The sequence below is a fragment of the Lysobacter sp. CCNWLW3 genome, assembly GCF_036697405.1.
Taxonomy (GTDB): Bacteria; Pseudomonadota; Gammaproteobacteria; order Xanthomonadales; family Xanthomonadaceae; genus Lysobacter.
The window spans coordinates 54,317-77,446 of sequence record NZ_JBAHWA010000017.1 but is presented as its reverse complement, the minus strand read 5'-3'; the positions used below and the strand labels follow the sequence as shown (position 1 = coordinate 77,446).

18 protein-coding genes and 1 riboswitch are annotated in these 23,130 nt (G+C 71.2%); of the genes, 4 read left to right on the top strand and 14 right to left on the bottom strand.

Translation table 11 applies throughout. The annotated features are described in order from the left end of the window. Positions 1 to 573: 573 nt before the first annotated feature. Entirely contained in the window at positions 574 to 2,442 is a 1,869-nt protein-coding gene (locus V1318_RS18665; protein ID WP_332941255.1) for an ABC-F family ATP-binding cassette domain-containing protein, read from the bottom strand. Positions 2,443 to 2,738: 296 nt separating this feature from the next. Between V1318_RS18665 and ybaL the strand changes: the two genes are divergently transcribed. Beyond that, positions 2,739 to 4,430 (top strand): YbaL family putative K(+) efflux transporter, encoded by a 1,692-nt coding sequence (gene ybaL, locus V1318_RS18660; RefSeq protein ID WP_332941254.1) that lies wholly within the window; start codon positions 2,739 to 2,741, stop codon positions 4,428 to 4,430. Positions 4,431 to 4,460: 30 nt separating this feature from the next. Beyond that, positions 4,461 to 5,135 carry a YceH family protein gene (locus tag V1318_RS18655; protein ID WP_332941253.1) on the top strand — a complete coding sequence of 225 codons (675 nt, stop codon included), beginning with the start codon at positions 4,461 to 4,463 and terminating at the stop codon, positions 5,133 to 5,135. Positions 5,136 to 5,141: 6 nt separating this feature from the next. Here the strand turns inward: V1318_RS18655 and V1318_RS18650 are convergent, their stop codons facing one another. From V1318_RS18650 to btuB, 13 genes are all read right to left on the bottom strand, one after another. Beyond that, entirely contained in the window at positions 5,142 to 6,092 is a 951-nt protein-coding gene (locus V1318_RS18650) for an AraC family transcriptional regulator (protein WP_332941252.1), read from the bottom strand. A gap of 88 nt (positions 6,093 to 6,180) precedes the next feature. Further along, the gene (locus V1318_RS18645) at positions 6,181 to 6,924 is read right to left on the bottom strand and encodes an adenosylcobinamide-GDP ribazoletransferase (protein ID WP_332941262.1); all 744 of its coding nucleotides are present in this window, start codon (positions 6,922 to 6,924) and stop codon (positions 6,181 to 6,183) included. After that, positions 6,921 to 7,493, bottom strand: a complete 573-nt coding sequence (locus tag V1318_RS18640) for a histidine phosphatase family protein (RefSeq protein WP_332941251.1) — start codon at positions 7,491 to 7,493, stop codon at positions 6,921 to 6,923. The genes V1318_RS18645 and V1318_RS18640 overlap by 4 nt, the downstream gene beginning before the upstream one ends. Continuing rightward, positions 7,490 to 8,521, bottom strand: a complete 1,032-nt coding sequence (gene cobT / locus V1318_RS18635) for a nicotinate-nucleotide--dimethylbenzimidazole phosphoribosyltransferase (protein WP_332941261.1) — start codon at positions 8,519 to 8,521, stop codon at positions 7,490 to 7,492. The genes V1318_RS18640 and cobT overlap by 4 nt, the downstream gene beginning before the upstream one ends. 38 nt (positions 8,522 to 8,559) lie before the next feature. Beyond that, the gene (gene cobU / locus V1318_RS18630) at positions 8,560 to 9,081 is read right to left on the bottom strand and encodes a bifunctional adenosylcobinamide kinase/adenosylcobinamide-phosphate guanylyltransferase (RefSeq protein WP_332941250.1); all 522 of its coding nucleotides are present in this window, start codon (positions 9,079 to 9,081) and stop codon (positions 8,560 to 8,562) included. Next, positions 9,069 to 10,559 carry a cobyric acid synthase gene (locus V1318_RS18625; RefSeq protein ID WP_332941249.1) on the bottom strand — a complete coding sequence of 497 codons (1,491 nt, stop codon included), beginning with the start codon at positions 10,557 to 10,559 and terminating at the stop codon, positions 9,069 to 9,071. Before V1318_RS18625 ends, cobU begins: the two co-directional genes overlap by 13 nt. After that, entirely contained in the window at positions 10,556 to 11,554 is a 999-nt protein-coding gene (gene cobD / locus V1318_RS18620; RefSeq protein WP_332941248.1) for a threonine-phosphate decarboxylase CobD, read from the bottom strand. Before cobD ends, V1318_RS18625 begins: the two co-directional genes overlap by 4 nt. Positions 11,555 to 11,589: 35 nt before the next feature. Further along, positions 11,590 to 12,501 carry an adenosylcobinamide-phosphate synthase CbiB gene (gene cbiB / locus V1318_RS18615; protein ID WP_332941260.1) on the bottom strand — a complete coding sequence of 304 codons (912 nt, stop codon included), beginning with the start codon at positions 12,499 to 12,501 and terminating at the stop codon, positions 11,590 to 11,592. 23 nt (positions 12,502 to 12,524) lie between these two features. Then, entirely contained in the window at positions 12,525 to 13,787 is a 1,263-nt protein-coding gene (locus V1318_RS18610) for a cobyrinate a,c-diamide synthase (RefSeq protein ID WP_332941247.1), read from the bottom strand. A gap of 152 nt (positions 13,788 to 13,939) precedes the next feature. Then, the gene (gene cobO, locus V1318_RS18605; protein ID WP_332941246.1) at positions 13,940 to 14,557 is read right to left on the bottom strand and encodes a cob(I)yrinic acid a,c-diamide adenosyltransferase; all 618 of its coding nucleotides are present in this window, start codon (positions 14,555 to 14,557) and stop codon (positions 13,940 to 13,942) included. Then, positions 14,554 to 15,159: a hypothetical protein gene (locus tag V1318_RS18600; protein ID WP_332941245.1), complete on the bottom strand. Its 606-nt coding sequence runs from the start codon at positions 15,157 to 15,159 to the stop codon at positions 14,554 to 14,556. Before V1318_RS18600 ends, cobO begins: the two co-directional genes overlap by 4 nt. A 13-nt stretch (positions 15,160 to 15,172) precedes the next feature. Then, positions 15,173 to 15,763, bottom strand: coding sequence for a hypothetical protein (locus tag V1318_RS18595; RefSeq protein WP_332941244.1), 591 nt, complete (start codon positions 15,761 to 15,763; stop codon positions 15,173 to 15,175). A 24-nt stretch (positions 15,764 to 15,787) separates the two neighbouring features. Next, on the bottom strand, positions 15,788 to 17,605 hold the full coding sequence (gene btuB, locus V1318_RS18590) for a TonB-dependent vitamin B12 receptor (RefSeq protein WP_332941259.1): 1,818 nt from the start codon (positions 17,603 to 17,605) through the stop codon (positions 15,788 to 15,790). Positions 17,606 to 17,757: 152 nt separating this feature from the next. Beyond that, positions 17,758 to 17,989, bottom strand: a riboswitch (cobalamin riboswitch). A 288-nt stretch (positions 17,990 to 18,277) separates the two neighbouring features. Between btuB and V1318_RS18585 the strand changes: the two genes are divergently transcribed. Together V1318_RS18585 and V1318_RS18580 are read left to right on the top strand one after the other, a co-directional pair. Next, positions 18,278 to 20,662, top strand: a complete 2,385-nt coding sequence (locus V1318_RS18585; RefSeq protein WP_332941243.1) for a TonB-dependent receptor — start codon at positions 18,278 to 18,280, stop codon at positions 20,660 to 20,662. 309 nt (positions 20,663 to 20,971) lie between these two features. Then, entirely contained in the window at positions 20,972 to 23,008 is a 2,037-nt protein-coding gene (locus V1318_RS18580; protein ID WP_332941242.1) for an amidohydrolase family protein, read from the top strand. Positions 23,009 to 23,130 lie beyond the last annotated feature (122 nt).

Sequence of the window (23,130 nt, the reverse complement as noted above, 5' to 3'; positions counted from 1 at the left end):
TTGGTTACTTTCTCTTGGGCTAGCAAGAGAAAGTGACCCGCACGCGCAGCGGGCGGAAGCCCTTGACCTTCGTGCCCGCCATGCAGAGCAAAAGCAACGGCGAATCTCCCGACGCACCCGGCCACCGCCGTAGCCGAAGTTCGCGATCGCGGCTCACGCCGCTCCCACAGAAAGCCAGCCCATTCGGAACCAGCGACGTAGCTGGAATTCGCGGTCGCGGCTTACGCCGCTCCTACAGGGAGCCTGGGCGAGAGAATTGACCCGCCCAGCGGGCGGAAGCCGTTGACCTTCGTGCCCGCCATGCAGAGCAAAAGCAACGGCGAATCTCCCGACGCACCCGGCCAGCGCCGTAGCCGAAGTTCGCGATCGCGGCTTACGCCGCTCCCACAGGAAGCAGGCTTTGCCCGAAGCCAGCGCAGTGGCCGGAGTTCGCGGTCGCGGCTCGCGCCGCTCCTACAGAGAGCCCCGGAAAGAGAAAGCGACCGGCAGGCGCGGCGGACGATCCGAGAGTAAGCGACTGCCGGGCGCGGCGGACGATCCGATCGCGGCGCGATTACGAAGCGGCGACGCGACTCAAGCCGCGTCGTACAGCGCCAGCCACTCCGCCTCGGCCTGGGCCAGTTCCGCCGCGACCGCTTCGCGCTTGCGCGCCAGCTCGGCCGCGTTGTCGCCGCCGCCGGCGTACTTGGTCGGATCGGCCAGGTCCATGTCCAGCGTGTGCAGCCTGGATTCCAGCTCGGCCACGCGCGCCTCGGCCTGGGCCAGCTTGTGCGGATTGGCCTTGGCGCGCGGCTTGCTCGGCGGCGCCTCCGGCACCACGGTCGCGGCCGCCGCGGCGATCGCCTTGGCCGCGGCTTTGCCGTCGTTGCTGCTGTCGCGGGTGCGCAGCCACACCGCATACGCGTCGAGGTCGCCGTCGAAAGGCTGGGCGACGCCGTCGGCGACGCGCCAGAAGGTTTCGCAGACCAGGCCGATCAGGTGGCGGTCGTGCGAGACCAGCACGATCGCGCCGTCGAAGCCGCTCAGCGCTTCGGCCAGGGCCTCGCGCATGTCCAGGTCCAAGTGGTTGGTCGGTTCGTCCAGCAGCAGCACGTTCGGGCGGCGCCAGGCGATCAGGGCCAGGGCCAGGCGCGCGCGTTCGCCGCCGGAGAAAGAATCGACCTTCTCGAAGGCGCGGTCGCCGGGGAAGTTCCACTTGCCCAGGAAGTCGCGCAGCTGCTGGGTGGCCACGCCCGGCGCGATGTCGGCCAGGTGGTCGATCGCGGTGGTGCCCTCGCGCAGCGATTCGACCGTGTGCTGGGCGAAGTAGCCGATGCGCAGGTCCGGGTGGCCGCCGCGCTCGCCGCTGAGCAGTTCCAGTTCGCCGACCAGCGACTTCACCAGGGTCGACTTGCCGGCGCCGTTCGGGCCCAGCAGGGCGACGCGGTCGCCGGCTTCGAGGATGAAGCCGACCTGGTTGAGCACGGTGTGGTCGCCGTAGCCGCAGTCGGCATGCATCAATCGCAGCAAGGCGTGCGGCAGCTTCAGCGGCTCGGGGAAATCGATGCGCAGCGCGCGCTCGGCGCGCACCGCCTCGGTGCCGGCCATCTTGGCCAGGCGCTTGACCCGCGACTGCGCCTGCTTGGCCTTGGCCGCGCTGGCGCTGAAGCGGTCGATGAAGCTCTGCAGATGCGCGCGCTCGGCCTGGGCCTTCTCGTGGGTGATCTGCTGCAGGCGCAGGTGCTCGGCGCGCTGGCGCTCGAAGGCGGTGTAGTCGCCGGTGTAGAGCTTGGCCTTGCCGTCGTGCAGGTGCAGGGTGTGGGTGGTGACCTCGTCGAGGAACTCGCGGTCGTGCGAGATCAGCATCAAGGTGCCCGGGTATTTGAGCAGCCACTGTTCCAGCCACAGCACCGCGTCGAGGTCGAGGTGGTTGGTGGGTTCGTCCAGCAGCAGCAGGTCCGACGGCGTCATCAGCGCGCGCGCCAGGTTCAGGCGCACGCGCCAGCCGCCGGAGAATTCCTTGACCGCGCGCTCGTGGGTGTCGGGCGAGAAGCCCAGGCCGTGCAGCAGCTTGCCGGCGCGCGCGGTGGCGTCGTAGCCGTTGAGCTCCTCCAGGCGGTGATGGGCCTCGGCCACGGCTTCCCAATCCTCGCGCTCGACCGCGGCGCGCTCGGCCATCAGCACCGAATAAACGGTGGCGTCGCCGGACAGCACGAAGTCCAGCGCGGGATCGTCCAGCGCCGGGGTTTCCTGGGCCACGCTGGCCATGCGCACGCGGCTGGGCATGTCGAGGTTGCCCAGGTCGGACTCCAGCTCGCCCTGGATCGCCGCGAACAGCGAGGACTTGCCGGTGCCGTTACGGCCGATCACGCCGACCCGCCACCCCGCTTGCAGGGTCAGGTCGACTTTGGACAGGAGCAGGCGTTCGCCGCGCCGAAGGGCGAAATCACGGAAAGCAATCATGCGCATAGTGTAGCGGGCCGGAGGCCGTCGCCGCCCGCGCGATCGCATTCGAGCCGGCCGCGGCCGCCATTCCGGGGCGCCGCCGCGCCCGCGACCGGCCTGGACCCGCCGCGCCGCGGCGTCGTCGCGCGGCCGTCGCGGCCAGGGAATAGGCTTATCGCCGACGGGCGGCAAGGCTTGCCGGATCGGCGCTCGCGCCGCGATCAGGCCCGTATTTCAGGCCGGCGCCGCATCCCGCGGCTTGCATCGGCGGGTATCGGCCCACATTCTTGCAAGCCGACACGACAGGAGATCCGATGCATCACACCTCCCTGATCGCGATCCTCGTCGCCGGCTTCGTCCTGGCGTTCATCTTCGGCGCGCTGGCGCAACGCCTGCGATTGTCGCCGCTGGTGGGTTATTTGATCGCGGGCATCGTCGCCGGCCCGTTCACGCCCGGCTTCGTCGGCGACCAGACCCTGGCGCCGCAATTGGCCGAGATCGGCGTGATCCTGCTGATGTTCGGCGTCGGCCTGCATTTCTCGATGCGCGACCTGCTCGCGGTCAAGGCGATCGCCCTGCCTGGCGCGGTGGTCCAGATCGCGGCCGCGGCCGCGATGGGCTGGGGCCTGGCGCGCCTGCTGGGCTGGTCGCACGGTGCCGGCATCGTGTTCGGCCTGGCCCTGTCGGTGGCCAGCACCGTGGTCCTGCTGCGCGCGCTGGAAGAGCGCCGCCTGGTCGAGACCGTCAAGGGCCGGATCGCGGTCGGCTGGCTGATCGTCGAGGATCTGGCGATGGTGCTGGCGCTGGTGCTGCTGCCGGCCCTGGCCGGCGTGATCAAGGGCGAGGCCGGCGACGCCAGCGAAATCTGGGCCGCGCTGTTCAAGACCTTCGCCAAGGTCGGCGCCTTCGTGGCGGTGATGCTGATCGTCGGCCGGCGCGTGATTCCCTGGATCCTGGAACGCGTGGCCGGCACCGGTTCGCGCGAGCTGTTCACCCTGTGCGTGCTGGCGATCGCGCTGGGCGTCGCTTTCGGCTCGGCCGAACTGTTCGGGGTCTCGTTCGCGCTGGGCGCGTTCTTCGCCGGCATGCTGCTCAACGAATCCGAGTTCAGCCACCAGGCCGCCAACGAAACCCTGCCGCTGCGCGACGCGTTCGCGGTGCTGTTCTTCGTCTCGGTCGGCATGCTGTTCAACCCGATGATCCTGATCGACAAGCCGATCCCGGTGCTGGCGACCTTCGCCATCATCGTGCTGGGCAAGTCCATCGCCGCGTACGCGATCGTGCGCGCGTTCGGCAAGCCCGGCCCGACCGCGCTGATGATCTCGGCCAGCCTGGCCCAGATCGGCGAGTTCTCCTTCATCCTCGCCGGCCTCGGCCTGCAGTTGGAAATCCTGCCGCAGGAAGGCCAGGACCTGATCCTGGCCGGCGCCCTGCTCTCGATCGTGGTCAATCCGCTGCTGTTCGCCTGGCTGGACCGCAAGCAGGCGCGCGAGGCCGCGGCCCTGCAGGAAGCCGCGGTCGACCCGGTGGTGCCGGTGGTGCCGCCGGACATCGCCAACCACGTGATCCTGATCGGCTACGGCCGCGTCGGCAGCGAGCTGGCGCGGCTGCTGACCGAGCGCCGCGTGCCGCTGGTGGTGATCGACGGCGAGGACAGCCTGATCGCCAAGGCGCGCGCGGCCGGCCTGCCGGCGATCCTGGGCAATGCCGTCAACGACCGCGTCCTGCGCGAGGCGGTGCCCGAGCGCGCGACCACGGTGATGCTGGCGATCCCGCAGGCGCTGGAAGCCGGCGAGATCATCGCCAAGCTGCGCGCGATCAATCCCGGCCTGAGCATCGTCGCGCGCGCCCACAGCGACAACGAGGTCCGCCACCTGATCGAGCACGGCGCCGACGGCGCGGTGATGGCCGAGCGCGAACTCGCGCACAGCCTGGCCGAAATGGTGCTGGCCGCGCCGATCTACCGCGGCGAGCGTCACCTGCCGCCCTCCACCGCGCTCGTCTGAGCGCGCCCCACGAAACCGCAGCGAGCGATCATGAGCGAGACCGACAGCCCCAACCCCGCCACCGAAACCGAAGGCGCGCCCGAAGCGCGGCTCACCGCGGTCGAGGCGCGCATCATCGGTTGCCTGATCGAGAAGGAAGCGACCACGCCCGACGTCTATCCGCTCACCCTCAACGCGATCGTCGTGGCCTGCAACCAGAAGACCGCGCGCGAGCCGACGATGCAGCTGGAACAGGGCGAGGTCGGCAACGTGCTGCGCCGCCTGGAGCCGCGCGGCTGGGTGAAATCGCAGCACACCGGCCGTTCCGAGCGTTACTCGCACCGCGCCGGCACCCTGCTCGACCTGACCCGGCCGCAGACCACCTTGCTGGCCCTGCTGATGCTGCGCGGCCCGCAGACCCTGCACGAGCTGCTGTCGCGCAGCGAACGCATGGCCAAGTTCGACAACGTCGGCGACGTCCAATACGCCTTGGAGCGCCTGGCCCAGCATTCGCCGCCGCTGGTGCGCCTGCTCGGCCGCCAGAGCGGCCAGCGCGAAGACCGCTACGGCCATCTGCTCAGCGGCGAACCGGTATGGAACGCCGCCAGCGCCGACAGCGACGAGGACGGTCGCGGCGGCGGCGGATCGGCGCTGGCCGAGCGCGTGGCCGCCTTGGAGGCGCGCATCGCCGAGCTGGAAGCGCGGCTGGAAGCGGCCGGGGCCTGATTCGCCTCAAGCCGCGCCGGTCGCGGCCAGCGGCAGATAAACGTCGGTGCGCAGCAAGGCTTCCGGCGTTTCGTCGGGATCGTCCAGGTACTCGTGGTGCAGCGGCGCGTCGCGCAGGCGCTCGCCGCTGTCGGGCAGCCACTGCGCGAGCAGCGCGTCGGTCGACGCCTCCAGGCCGTCGAAGACGCCGACGTGGCGCAGGCGCGCGTAGCGCCCGCCGCCCATCGTCATGCGCCGGAACCCGCCGCCCTCGGGCTCGAACGGCGCGCTCAAGGCGATCATGCAATCGAAAGCGCAGTCGGCCGCGGCCACGTCGCGGCGGTCGTCCCAGGGCACGCCGAACAAGCCGCTGAGCTGCTCCATGCGTCCGTGCTCGGCGGCCCAGCCGAACAGGCGCACGTAACCGTGGTTCTGTTGCGGATAGCCGCCGGTCACGCGCAGCGCCAGGACCTGGAAAGGATCGACCTCGACCACCTCGACCCGCAGCGGTGCGGCCGCGGCCGCGCTGCCGGGCGGCTGGGCCAGGCGCGCGATCTCGCGGCGCAGGCGTTCGGGCTCGGCGCGCAGCTCGCTGGGCGTTCCGCCCAGGCCTTGGCGGAACGCGCGGCTGAAGGCCTGCGGGGTTTGATAACCGACCGCGAGCGCGGTCTCGGTGATGCTGCGCCCCTCGCCCGCGAGCAGGCGCAGGCTTTGCAGCAGGCGCAGGCGCGCCACGGTCTGGCCGCTGGTCTCGCCGGTCATCGCGCGGTAGACGCGGTGGAAGTGGAAGGGCGAGAACGCCGCGGCCTCGGCCAGGCGCACGAGCTCGGGCGGCTCCTCGCCTTGCGCGATCGCGTGTTCGATCAACGCGACCGCACGCTCGATGCGGCGCCGATAGCCGGCGCGGGTGTCGGCGCGCTGCGCGTCGCCCGCGGCGGCCTCGGGCCGGGAAAGTTGGGGGTCGTGATCGGCGGCCATCGGCGTGTACCTGGGTCGGGACTCGGTCGCCAGCATGGCGGCCGCCGGCGCCGGCGGCGGTTCCCATCTTGCGCTCTCGCGGCGGGGCTCAGTACGACAGCGCCAGGCTCGTCAGCACCGCAGCTTCGATCAATTCGGCCAGGGCGCCGCAGGTATCGCCGGTCATGCCCTGCAGGCGGCGCATGCAGGCGCGGCGCCACAGCGCGAAAGCCAGCGCCGCCACGGCCAGCGCCAGCGCGCCGCGCCAGCCGGCGAACGCGCAGGCGGCCGCGCAGGCCAGCAAGCCGGCGATCGCCGCCGCGCGCGGCGCCGCGACCAGGGCGCTGCCGATGCCGCCGCTGCGCGCGTAAGGCGTGCTCAGGAACGCTAGCGTCAGCGCCGCGCGCGCCAGCGTCGGCGCCAGCAACAGGGCCGCCCAGGCCGGTGCGGGCAGGCTGGCGAGCGCAGCGAACTTCAACAGCAGCACCAGCGCCAGCGCGACCACGCCGGCCGGGCCGCTGCGCGGATCCTTCATGATGGTGAGCGTGCGTTCGCGGCGTTCGACCGCGGTCGCGCCCATGCCGCCGATCCAGGCGTCGGCGCTGTCGGCCAGGCCGTCCAGGTGCAGGGCGCCGGTGAGCAGCACCCACGCCACCAGGATCAGCGCCGCCGCCAGCAGCGGCGGCGCCGACTGCAGGGCCCAGGCGAGCAGGCACAGCAGGCCGCCGACGAGCGCGCCGACCAGCGGATACCAGGCCAGGGAACGCGACGACGCGCGCGCATCCGCGAACGCCGAGGCCGGCACCGGCAGGCGGGTCAGGAAACCGATCGCGTGCAGCAGCGCGCGCATCAGCCCAGCGCGGCGCGCGCAGCGGCGCCGCTCCACGGCAGGCGATGCAAGGACGCGTGCGCGACCTCGATGCCGGCCATGTCGCCGAAATCGCGGCCCTCGGCCACGCAGCGCAGCAGGCGGATCGCGCCGCCGTGGGTCACCGCCAGCACGCGCCGCGCCGGCCAGGCCGATGCGGCATCGTCCAGCGCGGCGAGCAGGCGCGCGCGGAACGCGGCGAAGGTTTCCGCGCCCGGCGGCGGATACGCGACCGGGTTCGACCAGAACCGCCCCAGCGCTTCGCCCTGCTCTTCGGCGAGGATCTCGATCGGCACGCCCTGCCAGTCGCCGAAGTCGTACTCGGCCAGGCGCGCGTCCAACCGCAACGGCAGGCCGCGCGCCCGCGCCAGCTCCTGCGCGAAGGCGGCGCAGCGCTGCAGCGGCGAGGACACCACCGCGTCCCAGTCGCGGCCGGCCACGGCCGCGCGCAACTGCGCCCAGCCGGTCTCCAGCAAGGGATCGTCGAGGCGGCCGCGGTAGCTGCGCTGGCCGGTGTCGCCGTGGCGCAGCAGTTCTATCGTCGCGCCGCTCATGCGCGTTCCGACACGCCGGCCTGGGCGAAGGTGGCCATGTTCTCGTGCAAGGCGCAGGCAAGGCGCAGCAGCGGCACCGCGACCGCCGCGCCGCTGGCTTCGCCCAGGCGCATGCCCAGGTCCAGCAACGGTTGCGCATCCAGCGCCTGCAGCAGCAGGCCGTGGCCGCGCTCGTGCGAACGGTGCGCGAACAGCAACCACTCGCGCACGCCCGGATTGAGCCGGGTCGCGGCCAGCGCGGCGACCGTGGCGATGTAGCCGTCCACCAGCACGGGCATGCCGGCCTGCGCGGCGGCGATGAACGCTCCGCTCAGGGCCGCGATCTCGAAGCCGCCCAAGCACCGCAGCTGTTCGCGCGCATCCGCGGCGCTCGCGTGCAGCGCCAAGGCGCGTTCGATCACCGCGATCTTGCGGGCGATGCCGGCCGCGTCCAGGCCGGTGCCGGCGCCGGCCAACTCGGACGGCGCGCGGCCCAGCAGCGCGCAGGCCAGCGCGGTCGCGGCGGTGGTGTTGGCGATGCCCATCTCGCCGCCGATGTAGAGCTGGGCGCCGTCGGCGCCGGCCAGGCGCAGGCTGTCCGCGCCCGCGTCCAGGGCGGCCTGCAGCTGCGCCGCGCTCATCGCCGGCTGCTCGCAGAAATTCGCGCTGCTGGCGGCGACGATCGCGCGGCGCACGCCGGCGATGTCGCCGGGGTCGTTGACCGTGCCCAGGTTGACCACGTCCAGGCTCGCGCCCAGGGCGCGCGCGAGCACGCTGATCGCGGCGCCGCCGCCGGCGAAGTTGCGCACCATTTCGCCGGTCACCGCCTGCGGAAACGCCGACACGCCCTCGGCGGCGACGCCGTGGTCGGCCGCGAACACGCTGATCCAGACCCGATCCACCCGCGGCCGCGGCCGGCGCTGCAGCGCCGCCAGCCGCACCGCCAAATCTTCCAGCGCACCGAGCGAGCCCGGCGGCTTGGTCAGTTGGGCCTGGCGCGCCAACGCCTGCGCGGCGCTGTCCGGATCGGCGAGGGCGCAGGGGTCCAGGGTCCAGTCGCGCGACGGCGACGGGGCGGCGAATTCGTTCAAGGCAGATCTCCTTTGAGCGCCAGCGGCAAACCCGCGGCGACGAACAGCACACGCTCGCAATGCGTGGCCAGGTGTTGATGCAGGCGGCCGGCTTCGTCGACGAAGCGGCGCGTGAGTTCGCCCATCGGCACCACGCCCAGGCCGACCTCGTTGCTGACCAGGACGATCTCGCCCGGCAAGGCGGGCAGCGTGCGCAACAGCGCGTCGCGTTCGTGCAGGTAGCGGTCCTCGGCCTGCTCGTCGCCGAGCAGGTTGCTGAGCCACAGGGTCAGACAATCGACCAGCACGCAGCCGCCGTCGCGCGCGTGCTCGCGCAAGGCGGCGGCCAGGGCCAGCGGTTCTTCCAAGGTGCGCCAATGCGCGGGGCGGCGTTGGCGGTGATGGGCGACGCGCGCGGCCATTTCGCCGTCGCGCGCCTGCGCGGTGGCGATGTAGACCACGTCCGCGCTACGCGCGGCCAAACGTTCGGCCAGGGCGCTCTTGCCGGAACGCGCGCCGCCTAGGATCAGGGTGCGCATGCGATGGCTCCGTTGGTGAGCGGCAGGCCGAGCAGCGTGGCCAAGCGAGCGGTGTCCAGGTGGGTTTCGACGGCTTCGGCCAGGCGGTCGATGCCGCTCTCGCGCAGCGCATGCATGTCCACCGTCTCGGCGTCGTCCAGGCCGGCCCAGCGCAGCAACGCGGCCAGCGCGGCGGGCTCGTCGAACAGGCCGTGCAGATAGCTTGCGAACACCTGCCCGTCCTCGGAGCGGGCGCCGTCGCTGCGGCCGTCGTCGAGCCGCGCGCTCGCGCGCGCCAGCGCCGGCCCCTGGCTGAGCCCGCAGTGGATCTCGTAGCCGCGCACCGGCGCGTCGTCCAGCGCGAGCCGGCCGGCGACGTTGCGCAGTTGCTTGGCGGCTTCCAACGTGGTCTCCAGGTCCAGCCAGCCCAGGCCCGCGCTGGAACCCGGCGCGCCTTCGATGCCCAGGGGATCGTGCACCGCGCGGCCCAGCATCTGCAGGCCGCCGCAGATGCCGATCAGCTTGCCGCCGTAGCGCAGGTGACGCGCGATCGCGTCCTCCCAGCCGTTCGCGCGTAGCCAGGCCAGGTCGGCGCGGGTGGACTTGGACCCCGGCAGCACGATCAGATCGCAGGCCGGCGGCGTCTCGCCGGGCCCGACGTAATGCAGTTCGACCTGCGGGTGCGCGCGCAGCGGATCGAAGTCGGTGTGATTGCTGATCCGCGGCAGCGCCGGCACCGCCACCCGCAGCGCGGCGCGCGCCTTGCGCTCGCGTTCGCGCGGCAGCGCATCCTCGGCGTCCAGGTGCAGGCCCTGCAGATAGGGCAGCACGCCCAGCACCGGCTTGCCGGTCTCGCGCTCCAACCAGTCCAGGCCCGGCTGCAGCAGGGCGATATCGCCGCGAAACCGATTGATCACGAAGCCGGCCACGCGCGCGCGTTCGCTGTCCGACAACAAGGCCAGGGTGCCGACCAGATGCGCGAACACGCCGCCGCGGTCGATGTCGGCGATCAGCAGCACCGGGCAGTCCACCGCCTCGGCATAGCCCATGTTGGCGATATCGCCCGCGCGCAGGTTGATCTCGGCCGGGCTGCCCGCGCCTTCGACGATCACCGCCTCGTAGCCGGCGACCAGACGCGCGTGCGAGGCCAGCACCGCCCCCATCGCGACGCGCTTGTAGTCGTGGTAGCCGCGCGCGTCCATGTTGGCGACCGCGCGGCCGTGCAGGATCACCTGCGCGCCGGTATCGCTGTTGGGCTTGAGCAGGACCGGATTGAAATCCGTGTGCGGCGCCAGCCCCGCAGCCTGCGCCTGCACGGCCTGGGCGCGGCCGATCTCGCCGCCGTCGGCGGTGACCGCGGAATTCAAGGCCATGTTCTGCGGCTTGAACGGCGCCACGCGCACGCCGCGCCGGCGCAGCCATCGGCACAACGCGGTGACCAGCGCGCTCTTGCCCGCGTCGGAAGTGCAGCCCTGCACCATCAGCACGCGCGCGCTCATGCCGGGTTCCTCGCGCCAATGATGTCGGCCAGAGCCGCATCCAGTCGCGCGTAGGCCGCATCGTCGCCGGGCAGGCCGAAACGCAGGCTGTGCGGCGCGTCGAACAAGCGGGTCAGGATGCCGCGTTGGGCCAAAGCGTCGTGCAGTTCGGCCGCGTCCCCGCAGCGCCGCCATTGGAAATACGCGCAACCGCCGCTGGGCGCGAGACCGCGCGCGCTCAACAACTGCGCCAGGCGCGCGCCCTGCGACCGCAGTTGGATGCGCATGCGCGCCTGCCAGTCGCGGTCGGCCAGCGCCGCCTGCACGGCATACCGGCTCGGTCCGCCCAGGGTCCACGGCCCCAGGCGTTCGCGCAGCGCGGCCAGCAGCGGCGGCGCGGCGCAGACGAAGCCGGCGCGCGCGCCGGCCAGGCCGAAGAACTTGCCGACCGAACGCAGCACGATCAGGCCGGCGCGGTCGCTGTCGGCGCAGACGCTGGCTTCGGGCGTCGCGTCCATGAAAGCCTCGTCGATCAGCAGCCAACCGCCGCGCGCGGACAGTTGCGCGTGCAGATCCAACAATGCCGCGCGCTCGTAGCGTTCGCCGCCGGGGTTGTTGGGATGGATCAGGACCACGACGTCGTAAGGTTGCCGCTGTTCGAGCAGCGTCTCCGACGCGCACAGCTCGACCGCGTGCCCGGCCTGGCGCCAGGCATGCGCATGCTCGGCATAACCCGGCGCGAGCACGCCGACGCGCGAATGCGCGCGCAACCGCGGCAGGGCCTGGATGGCCGCCTGCGAGCCGGCCACGGCCAGCAGCGCCGGCGCGCCGTAGTAGTCGCGCGCCGCCGCGTCCAGGCCGTCCTCGTCTTCGGGCAGGCGATGCCAGGTCCGCGCCGGTATCGCCGGCACCGGCCAGGCCTCGGGATTGATCCCGGTCGACAGGTCCAACCAGTCCGCGGGCGCAATGCCGTAGCGCTGCGCGGCGCGCAACAGACGGCCGCCGTGTTCAAGCATGGTCGCGAGCTCCCGCGCGCGGCAGCGCGCCGCGCTTAGAAAATGGAGACATAAGGCACCAGGACCGCAATGAGGCTCAGCGCCGCCAGCCACAGCAGCGCGCCGCGACGCACCAGCGCCTGCGCGCGCGCGATCGCGTCGGCGTCGGGCGCGTCGCCCTCGCCCAGCAGCGGCCGCTCTTCCCAGACGCCGTGATACGGCGCCGCGCCGCCCAGGCGCACGCGCAGCGCGCCGGCGCCGGCCGCCATCACCGGGCCGGCATTGGGGCTGTCCCAGCCCGGCGCCTGCAGCCGCCAGCAGCGCAGCGCGCTGGCGGCGTTGCCGAGCGCGGCGTAGGTCAGCGCGGTCAAGCGCGCCGGCACATAGTTGAGGACGTCGTCGATGCGCGCCGCGGCCCAGCCGTAGCGTTCGTAACGGACGGTGCGGTAGCCCCACATCGCGTCCAGAGTGTTGGCCAGCCGGTACAGCACCGCGCCTGCCGGCCCCAGCAAGGCGAACCAGAACAGCGCGCCGAACACCGCATCGTTGCCGTTCTCCAGTACCGATTCGGTCGCGGCCGCGGCCACGCGTTCGGCGTCCAGGGCCTGGGTGTCGCGGCTGACGATGCGTCCGACCGCGGCACGTGCGGTTTCCAGATCCTGCGCACGCAAGGCGCGCGCCACCGCTTCGGCGTGTTCGCTCAGGCTGCGCAGACCCACGCACAGATACAGCGCGACGGCCGAGTAAACCGCGGCCAGCCACGGCGAATGCCGCAGCGCGAGCCATTGCAGCGCCGCGGCGCCCGCGCTCAGGGGTAGCACCGCCAGCAGCCAGGCCGCCACGCCGCGCAAGCGGCTGTCGCGGTACAGCGCGCCTTCGATCGCCTGGGCGAGACGGCCGAAGCCGACCAGCGGATGTGCACGCCGCGGCTCGCCCAACGCATGGTCCAGCAGCAGCGCGAGCCACATGGCGGCCGCGGCGAGCACGGCGTTCACGGCTGCAACAGGCGCAATGCCGCCGCCGGATTCGACGGGAAGTAGAAGTGGACGAAGCTCGCGCTCATGCGGCGGTCTCGGTACACCGCCTCGCGGCTAGGTCCGCCGTTGGGATTGAGCGCCTGCGCGATCGGTTCGGCGGCGATCTCGGCGCGCGCGTAGTGGAAGGTGTGGCCGCGCAGTTCGCCCTCGGGCAGGGCCACCGACTGCAGCCCCAAGCCGGCCAGGCGCGGTTGCAGTGCGGCGCTGCCCGTGAGCAGGCCGGCCATCGGTCGGCTGTCTCCGTCTTTGTCGGCGAGCGTGTCGAGCAGATAAAGCAGGCCGCCGCACTCGGCCAGCAGCGGTTTGCCGGCGTCGCGGTGCGCGTGCAGGTCGCGGCGCAGGCCGTCGTGGCGCGACAGCGTCGCCAGATGCAGTTCCGGATAGCCGCCGGGCAGCCAGACCGCGTCGCAGTCGGGCAGCGCGTCGCCCGCCAGCGGCGAGAAGAAGCGCAGCTCGGCGCCGGCCGCGCGCAGCAGATCCAGATTGGCCGGATACAGGAAGCAGAACGCGGCGTCGCGCGCGATCGCGATGCGCCAACCCGGCGGCAAGCTCGGCAGCTCGGCGCGCGCCGCCGGCGCGAACGCGACCGGCGGCGGCAGCGCGGCGTCGGCGTGCGTCGCCCAGGCGTCGGCCAAAGCGTCCAGGCGCGCGTCGAGATCGCCCAGTTCGCCCGCCGACACCAGGCCCAGGTGACGTTCGGGCAGGGCCAGCGCGGGATCGCGCGGCAAGGCGCCCAGCCAATGCAGCGGCGCCGGCAGGCTCTCGCGCAGCAGCTGCGCGTGGTAGGCGCTGCCGACGCGGTTGGCGGCCACGCCATGCACCTGCAATCCATCGCGGTAACGCGCCAACCCCAGCGCGAGCGCGCCGAAGGTCTGCGCCATCGCCGAACCGTCGATCACCGCCAGCACCGGCAGGCCCAGCGCCAGGGCGAGATCGGCGCTGGAGGGCTTGCCGTCGAACAGGCCCATCACGCCTTCGACCAGGATCAGATCGGCCTCGCCCGCGGCCTCGTACAGACGCGCGCGCACCTCCTCCTCGCCGCACATCCAAAGATCGAGCTGGTAGGCCGGCGCGCCGCTGGCGCGCTCGTGCACCATCGGATCGAGGAAATCCGGACCGGTCTTGAACACCCGCACGCGCCGGCCCTGGCGCGTGTGCCAACGCGCCAGGGCGGCGGTGACGCTGGTCTTGCCCTGGCCCGAGGCCGGCGCGGACACCAATAGCGCCGCGCAGTAGCGGGGCCGGGAATCGGGAATGGGAAGTCGGGAATCGTTCGAAGCCAAAGCCTTGCCCGATCCGTCGTACTTAGAAGACATACGCCCTCCCCATCCTTTTACGATTCCCGATTCCCCATTCCCGATTCCCGGACTCAAAGCTCCACGCCCTTCTGCGCCTTGATCCCGGCCTGGAACGCATGCTTGACCACGCGCATCTCGGTCACCGTGTCGGCCGCCTCGATCAGGCGGTCGGGCGCGCCGCGGCCGGTGATGACCACGTGCTGCAGCGGTGGGCGCGCGGCGACCGCGGCCAGTACCGCGTCGAGTTCGACGTAGCGGTGCGCGAGCGCGATGTTGAGCTCGTCCAGCAGCACGAAGTCGCAGGCCTCGTCGGCCAGCATCGCCGCGGCCTTGGCCCAGGCCGCCTGCGCGGCGGCGATGTCGCGCGCCTTGTCCTGGGTCTCCCAGGTGAAGCCCTCGCCCATCACGTGGTAGTCGAGCTGCTCGCCCTCGAAGCGGCGGAAGAAGGCTTCCTCGCCGGTCGAGAAACTGCCCTTGATGAACTGCACCACGCCGCAACGGAAGCCGTGGCCGAGCGAGCGCGCGAGCATGCCGAAGCCCGACGAACTCTTGCCTTTGCCGTTGCCGGTGTTGACCACCAGCACGCCGCGCTCGATGGTGGCGCGGGCGATCTTGCGGTCGACCAGCTCCTTCTTGCGCTGCATGCGCTGGCGGTGGCGTTCTTCCTGGCTCGGGGTCGGATCGTTCATGCGCGGGCTCCTTGCTGGGCGGCGCGGTCCGCGCCCAGCGCGCGCGCGGCGGCCCACAGGGCGAACGCGGCGCCGACGTAGCCGGCCAGGGTGCCGAGGTTACGCGGATAGTAGCGAGCGATGCGCTCGGCGAAGCCGGCCAGGCTCGGCTCCGGATAACGCCCGGAGAAGAAATAGAAGCCACCGCCGGAGAACGCATAGGCGACGAACGCGGCGAGCGCCAAGACCACGACCAGGCGCGGCAGGGCCGACCAGCGGTCCTGGTGGATGCGGGCGTAGAAATGGCCGGCCAGCCACAAGCTCGCGTAGGCCGGCGCCAGCGCCCAGTACGCGGGCGACAGGCACCAGTCGCCGATCGTGCCCGAAGCCAGGCTGACGATATCCAGCAAGGAAGCCAGCACGAACAGCAGCGGCAGCATCCACATCGGCCGCAGCATCGCGCCGGCGATGAAGAAGATCGCCCAGGACGCGCTGGGCAGGCGGTCGATGGTGGCGAAGTGCTGGCCGCGGGTGGCGATCATCAACGCCGCGAGCGCGACGCCGACGACGATCTGGGCACGCGGCGAGACCAGCGGCAGGGAATGGGCGGTGGTGGCGGTCATCTCGGGGTCCTCATCAGACTTTGGCGACGCGCGCGGGACCGCGCGTGCCGGCGGCGCGCGCGATCAGGGCGTAGGCGACCAGGGCCACGGCGATGTAGCCCAGGGTGGTGCGCACGAACAGCGGGCCCCACTGCCATACCCGCGCCAGGTACTGGCCGACATTCGGGTCTTCGTAGCGGCCGCCGAACCAGTAGAAGGCGCCGTTGGAGATCAGGAACGACACCGACGCCGCGACCAGACCGGCGCCGAGCGCGCCCAACAGCGCGCGCGGCGTGGCCCGCAGACGGTCGGCGTACCAGCGCCCGGCGTACCACAGCGCCGCGTAGGCCAGCAGCAGGAAGGCGTACGACGGGGTCACGCAGTAGTGCTCGAAGAAACTCTTGCCCTGGGCCTGGATCGCGATCCAGTCGATCGCCACCGCCAGCACCAGGAAAGCGACGAAGCCCAGGTGCCGGCGCAGCCACAGGCCGCCGAGGAAGAACACCGCCATCGACGCGTCGGGCAGGTGCAGCGCGTCGCCGAAATGATGGAAGCGGGTCGCGACCATCGCGGCGGCGAGCGCGGTGAACAGACTGTAATAGACGGGTCGGGCGGGAGCGTTCATCGGCGGCCTCGGTGGCGTTGGCGATCAGTTCGCGGGTCGGTAGCGCAGGGTCAGCAGGTAGTTGCGGCCCGGCTGGTTGTAGTAGGACGCGGTTTCGTAGCGCTGGTTGAACACGTTGTTGGCCGCCAGCTGCAGGCTCCAGGACTCGTCGAAGCGGAAGCCCAGGCGCAGATCGGTGGTGGCGTAGCCGTCCAGGCGGCGGGTATTGGCCAGATCGTCGTAGCGCTCGCCGGCGACGTAGACGCTGCCGCCCAGGCTGAAGCGGCCGTAGCGGCGGTCGGCGTCCAGGCGTGCGCTTTCGCGCGCGCGTCGCGGCAGGATCTTGTCGCGACTGGCGCTGCGGCTGTCGTTGCGTGGATCCAGCCAGGTCGCGCTGGCGCGCAGGTCCCAACCGGCCAGCGTGGTATCGACGCTGGCCTCGGCCCCGCGGATGCGGGCGCGGTCGATGTTGCCCGGCAGGCCGATCGAGGCGTCGAACGCGATCAGTTCGTCGACCCGGGTCTCGTAGGCGTTGAGCGACCAGCCGCCCCAGGCGTGCGCGCCGCGCAGGCCGAGTTCGAAGCTGCGCGACTCTTCCGGCTTGAGGTCGGCATTGCCGAAACCGGGGAAGTACAGCTCGTTGAAGGTCGGCGCTTTGAACGCGGTGCCGTAGCTCGCGGTCAGGCGCAGCTGTTCGCTGAGGTTCCAGCCCCACAGCGCGCTGCCGGTGGTCTGGCCGCCGAACTGGCTGTCGTCGTCGCGGCGCAGGCTGGCCTGCAGCGAATGCGCGCCAAGATCGCGCTGGTACTGGCCGAACAGGCCGCGGTTGATGCGGCGGTCGTGGGCGTAGACGGTGCTGCTTTCGACCTCGTCGCGCTGCCAGTCGTAGCCCAGGCTGAGCAGGCCGCCGCCGAGGCCGAAGTCTCCCTGCAGCGAACCGAGCTTGCGGCGGGTGTTGAAGGTGCTGGAGTAAACGCCGTTCTTGTAGTTGTCGCTCAGGTCGCTGCTGCGGCCCAGGTTCAAGCTCAGCGTGGCGCGCTCGCTGGGGGCGTAACGCAGGCGCCCGCCGGCGATCTGCTGCACGGTGTCGGATTGATTGTTGGTGCTGCCGTCGTATTCGTTGCGGCCTTCGGCGCGGAACAGGCGCGCTTCGGCGTCCCAGGCCTCGCTGAAGCGGTAGCCGCCCTGCGCGGTCAGCGACAGGTTGCGGTAGCCGTCGCGGTCGGGCGAGTGGGTGAAGCAGCCGGCGCCGCCCGGCGAGGGCTTGCCGCGGCAGGCGTTGATGCCGTCGGTGTCTTCGCTGGCGGCGTTGATCGAGTACCAGCCGTTCTCGCCCTTGCCGCCGACGCCGAGCGTGCCGCGGCGCGTGTTCCAGCTGCCGATCGAGGCGCTGGCGTGCGGCGCGAACGCGCCCTGCGGGCGCCGGGTGAAGATCTGGATCACGCCGCCCAGCGCCTCGGAACCGTACAGGCTGGAGAACGGCCCGCGCACGATCTCGATGCGCTCGATCTGCTCGACCGGAATGTCCTGCAGCGAGGCGCCGCCGCTGGTCGCCGAACCGATCTTGATGCCGTCGATCAGCACCAATACGTGATCGGATTCGGTGCCGCGCAGGAACAGCGAGGTCGACTTGCCGGGGCCGCCGTGGTTGGCCATCGACAAGCCGGGCGTGCCGCGCAGCAGCTCGGGCAGGTTGGCCGGCTGCAGGCGCTCGATGTCCTCGCGGTCGATCACGGTCACCGAGGCCAGGGTCGCGTCCTGGGTCTGGGCGGTGCGGGTGGCGGTGACCACGACCTGGTCGAGGTCGGTGGCGGCGTCGGCCGCCACGGCCGGGGCGACGACGGACAGCAGCGCCGTCGCCAGCGCGGTGCGGCGAAGGACGGAATGACGGAAATTCAAAGCATGGCTCCTGATCCGCGCCTACCCGCGCGGAAACGATGGGTCGGAGACACGCAGGAGGGAACGACGAGGCGGCGACGCGCGGACGCAAGGCGGCCCCATGACAGCGCCCACCGCGTGTCGGGTCAGCCTCAGGCCGGTCTCCGGGCTTGCAAGCGAGGGCCTCCAGCCCTCCGGTCCGCGCCTTCCCATGCATGCGCACAGTGGCTCGATTGCGGATCGTTCGTCTTACTTACCGTTGCGGGGGCAGCTCCGGAATAGCCGTCGCTTCGTTGGAAGGACTGGCGCACCGGATTCCCGTTTCAATCGCCGGCGGGGCCGGCGATCACCTCAAGCCCGCGCATGTTAACAGCCCGGCCGCGGCCGGCCGGCATGACGAAACGGCATGAGCGGACGGGCTAACGCCGAGCCGGCGCCGCCGCGCCCCGCCGGTCCGACCCGCTCCATCGTCCGATCCCGATCCCGATCCCGATCCCGGCCGCGGCCGCGGATTTGGAGACGCCGTCACAAACCGCCGGGACCCCTATACCAATTGGCTATCGCTTCATGCGGATAAGGGTTTGACCGGCTTGTTAGAACCGTGTTAAACCAAAATGACATCGCTACCAATCCCCTCGCCGCAAGGAGCCGCGCACCATGTCCGTAGCTTTCCGCGCCGTCCGCCGTCCGCTCGCACTCGCCCTGCTCGCCGCCCTCGCCGCTCCGGGCTACGCGCAGCAAGCGCCCGCTCCCGACGAGCCCGCTTCCGAAGCGCACACCCTGGATCAGGTCATCGTCACCGGCACCCGGGTCAGCGACCGCACCGTCGCCGAGTCCAGCGCGCCGATCGACATCATCACGCCGGAGGCGCTGGAGGCCACCGGCACGGTCGAACTGGCGACCGCCTTGGCGCGCGCCCTGCCCTCGCTGAATTTCCCGCGCCCGGCGATCACCGACGGCACCGACGCGGTGCGCCCGGCGCAGTTGCGCGGCCTGGCGCCGGATCAGGTGCTGGTGCTGGTGAACGGCAAGCGCCGCCACACCACCGCCCTGATCAACCTCAACGGCAGCCAGGGCCGCGGCTCCTCGCCGGTCGATCTCAACGCGATCCCGATCGCTTCGATCGAGCGCGTGGAAGTGCTGCGCGACGGCGCCTCGGCGCAGTACGGCTCCGACGCGATCGCCGGCGTGGTCAACGTGGTGCTCAAGGGCAGCGACCACGGCGGCAGCCTCGCCGCGCGCTACGGCCAGTACAGCGCCGGCGACGGCGAGCAGTACCAGCTGTCCGGCGACGCCGGCTTCAAGCTCGGCGAGAACGGCAAGCTGCACCTGGCCGCGCAGGGCGGCCACCAGGACCAGACCAACCGCGCGCGCCCGTTCCAGGGCGTGGTCGAACAGCGCTACGGCGACCCCGAAATCGACAGCGGCGCGGTCTCGTACAACGGCGAATACAGCCCCACCGACTACCTGACCTTCTATTCCTTCGGCAGCTACAGCAAGCGCGACGTGCTCTCCAACGGCTATTTCCGCTTCGCCGGCGACCCGCGCAACATCCCCTCGATCTATCCCAACGGCTTCCTGCCGCAGATCCACAACATCAGCAAGGACCGCGCGGCGGTGGTCGGCCTGCGCGGCGAAACCGCCGGCGGCACCCAGATCGACTTCAGCTACAACTACGGCCACAACGAGCTCAGCTTCGACATCGAGAACACGCTCAACCGCAGCCTGGGCCCGACCTCGCCGACCGAGTTCTACGCCGGCGCGCTCGAAGTCACCCAGCACGTGCTGAACCTGGACTTCGCCCGGCCGGTGGATTTCGGCTGGCGGTACCCGGTGACCTTCGCCTGGGGCGCGGAGTGGCGCGGCGAAGAGTTCTCGCAGCGCGCCGGCGAACCGCTGTCCTACGCCAACGGCGGCGTGGCGGCGCCCAACGGCCAGATCATCCCGGGCGCGCAGGTGTTTTCCGGTTTCCGCGCCAGTGATGCCGGCGATTTCGACCGCCATAGCTACTCGCTGTACGCCGACGTCGAGGCCGATCTGACCGACAAGTTCTCCGCCGGCATCGCCGTGCGCTACGAGAGCTACAGCGATTTCGGCGACACCACCTCGGGCAAGCTGTCGGCGCGCTACGCCTTCACCGACAAGGTCGCCCTGCGCGCCACCGCCTCCACCGGCTTCCGCGCGCCGTCGCTGCAGCAGCAGTTCTTCCAGTCGATCGCCACCAACTTCATCAGCGGCGTTCCCTACGAGATCGGCACCTTCCGCGTCGACAACCCCGCCGCGATCGCGCTGGGCTCGGAGTCGCTGCGGGCCGAGGAGTCCACCAACTACAGCCTGGGCCTGGTGCTGCAGCCCAGCGACGGCCTGTACATCACCGTCGACGCGTACCACATCAAGGTCGACGACCGCATCCTGCTGTCGGAAAACCTCACCAGCGCCGCGGTGCGCAACTACCTGCAGGCCAACGGCTATCCGGGCATCGGCGGCGGCCGTTACTTCACCAATGCGGTCGACACCAAGACCCAGGGCGTGGACATCGTCGCGACCCAGGCCTGGGAGCTGGCATCGGGCAAGTTCAACCTGACCCTGGGCTACAACTACTCCAAGACCGAGATCGAGAAGATCGCGCCCAACCCGGCGCGCCTGGCCGCGATCGATCCGGCCGCGGTGCGCATCGGCCGCACCGAGATCGGCCGCATCACCAAGGGCGCGCCCAAGGACAAGTTCTTCCTGGCCGGCGATTGGGACACCGGCAACTGGAGCTTCAACGCCACCGCCACCCGCTACGGCGAATTCACCGAACTGCACGCGACCAACCCGCTGCTGGACCAGACCTTCAGCGCGAAGTGGACGCTGGACCTGGCCGCCACCTACCACCTGGGCAGCTGGGACTTCACCGTCGGCGGCGACAACGTGCTCGACGAGTACCCCGACGAGTCCAAGCTGGTGCTGGGCACGCGCAACTATCTGCCCTACAACACCGCCTCGCCGTTCGGCTTCAACGGCGCGTTCGTGTATCTGAAGGCCGGCTACAAGTGGTGAGCTGAGCCGCCCGCGCGAACGCCAGGCAGGACCCGACGGCCCGCAACTGCGGGCCGTCGCTTTTTCGTCCCTCGGGCAGGCTCGGCACCGGTACGGCCGGACGCGGGCCGGACGCCTCGCGCTGGCGCGGCGCAGGGCACGGGCGAGCATGGCCGCCGTCGTCGCAACGGTTCGACGCGGCGGAGAAACCATCTGTCGTAAGCGGCGCATTCACGCGCGTCCGGATCGGCTATAAGGGGTGACCCCGCCGCGCCAGGCCTCTGCTCATCGGAGCCGTTCGCGGCCCCGACGAGCCCAAGGAGGGCCGCCATGCGCCTAGCCGGACCGCTGCTGCTGTCGTTCGCATTGCCCGCCGTACTCGCGCTTTCGATCTCCGACGCCCTCGCCGCCCGCCGCGAACAGGTGGTGCTGATGCAGGGCAACGTCGCCGGCAAACAGGTGGTCGAGACCGCCGCCGACGGCGGCGTGCAGGTCGAGTACCACTTCACCGACCGCGGCCGCGGCGACCGCAGCAAGACGCGTTGGACGCTCAACGCCGACGGCACCCTGGCCGACTACTCCGGCAGCGGCAACGACTACCTGCTCAATCCTTTCGAGGAGCGCTATCAGGTCAAGGACGGGCGCGCGAGCTGGAAGAACCCCAGCGAGCAGGGCGAGAAGGCGCTGACCGCGCCGGCGTTCTTCCTGCCGCTGCAGGCCGCGCCGGAACTCGGCGGCGCGCTCGCGCGCGCGCTGCTGCAGGCGCCCGAGCGCAAGCTGGCGATTCTGCCCGCCGGCGAGGCGCGCATCGAAACCCTGGGCGAGCACGAGGTGGTCGGCAAGAACGGCCCGGTCAAGCTGAGCCTGCAACGCCTGGTCGGGCTGGATTTCACCCCGGGTTCGCTGTGGTTGCGTAGCGACGGTTCGACCGCGGCCGCGATCTACGCCTCGGGCTGGTTCGTGGTCATCGATACCGAACTGCAGGACGTGCTGCCCAAGCTGCTGGAGATCCAGGAGCGCGCCGACGCCAGCTGGGGCGCCGAACTCGCGCAACGGCTTACCCATGCGCCCAAGGGGCCGCTGCTGATCCGCAACGCGCGCGTGTACGACCCGCGCGACCTCAGCGCGACGGCGGGCACCAGCGTGCTGGTCGAAGGCGAACGCATCGTGCGCGTGGCGCCGGACGCGCAGGTCAAGGCGCCGGCGAACGCCGAAGTCGTGGACGCACGCGGCCGATTTCTGATGCCGGGCCTGTGGGACGTGCACAAGCACTACGCGTCGATCCAGGACGGCGCGCTCGACATCGCCGCCGGCGTCACCAGCGCGCGCGACGTGGCCAACAACACCGACACCTTCCCGCAGCGCGTGCAGCGTTTCGAGGCCGGCACCGAGATCGGCCCGCGGGTGATGATGGCCGGCTTCATCGACGGCCCCGGCCCCTATGCCGGCCCGACCAAGATGCTGGTCGACACGCCGGAGGAAGCGCTCAAGGCGGTCGATTTCTACGCCGACCGCGGCTACATGCAGATCAAGACCTATTCCTCGCTGAAACCCGAGCTGTTCCCGCTGATCGCCGACCGCGCCCATGCGCGCGGCCTGCGGGTGAGCGGGCATGTCCCGGCCTTCATGTCGGCGCGCCAGTTCATCGAAGCAGGGGCCGACGAGCTGCAGCACTTCCTGTTCGTCGAACTCAACTTCATGTACCCGCGCGTGCAGGACACCCGCACCAAGGCGCGCCTGACCGAAGTCGGCGAGCACGCCTACGAGTTCACGCCCGACCAGCCCGAAGTGCGCGACTTCATCGCCTTCCTCAAGCGCCGCCATGTCGTGCTCGATCCGACCATGGCCCTGGCCGAGGACCTGTACGGCGGCGATCCCGACAGCAAGACCCCGCCCGGCCTGCGCGGCGTCGCCGAACGCTTCCCGCCGCAGGCCCAGCGTGGCCTGAGCTGGGGCGCACTGAAGCCGCCGCACGGCAAGGAGGAGGCCTACAAGCAGGCGTTCCCGAGCATGCTGCGACTGCTCAAGGCCGTGCACGAGGCCGGCGTGACCATCCTGCCCGGGACCGATGCGCTGGCCGGCTACATGCTGCACGCCGAGCTTGAGGTGTATGCGCGCGCCGGCATCCCCAACGCCGAAGTCCTGCGCCTGGCGACGCTGACGCCGGCCCAGGTGCTGGGCGTGGACAAGGACCGCGGCGTGATCGCGCCGGGCAAGCTCGCCGACATGGTACTGATCGACGGCGACCCGCTCGCCGACATGCGCGATATCCGCAAGGTCGACGCGGTATTCAAGGGCGGCAAGCGCTACGACCCGGGCGAGATCGAGCAGGCGCTGGGGATCGTGCCGCGCAAGGCTGCCCCCTGATCCTCCACCGGTTCGCCGCAGCCCGCGACCGGGCTGCGGCATTCCCCCAGGGCTGCGCCTTGGAGCGTGCCGCGAACGTCATTACACTTGCGCCGCGAGCCTGGGGAGGCTCCAGCAAGGGG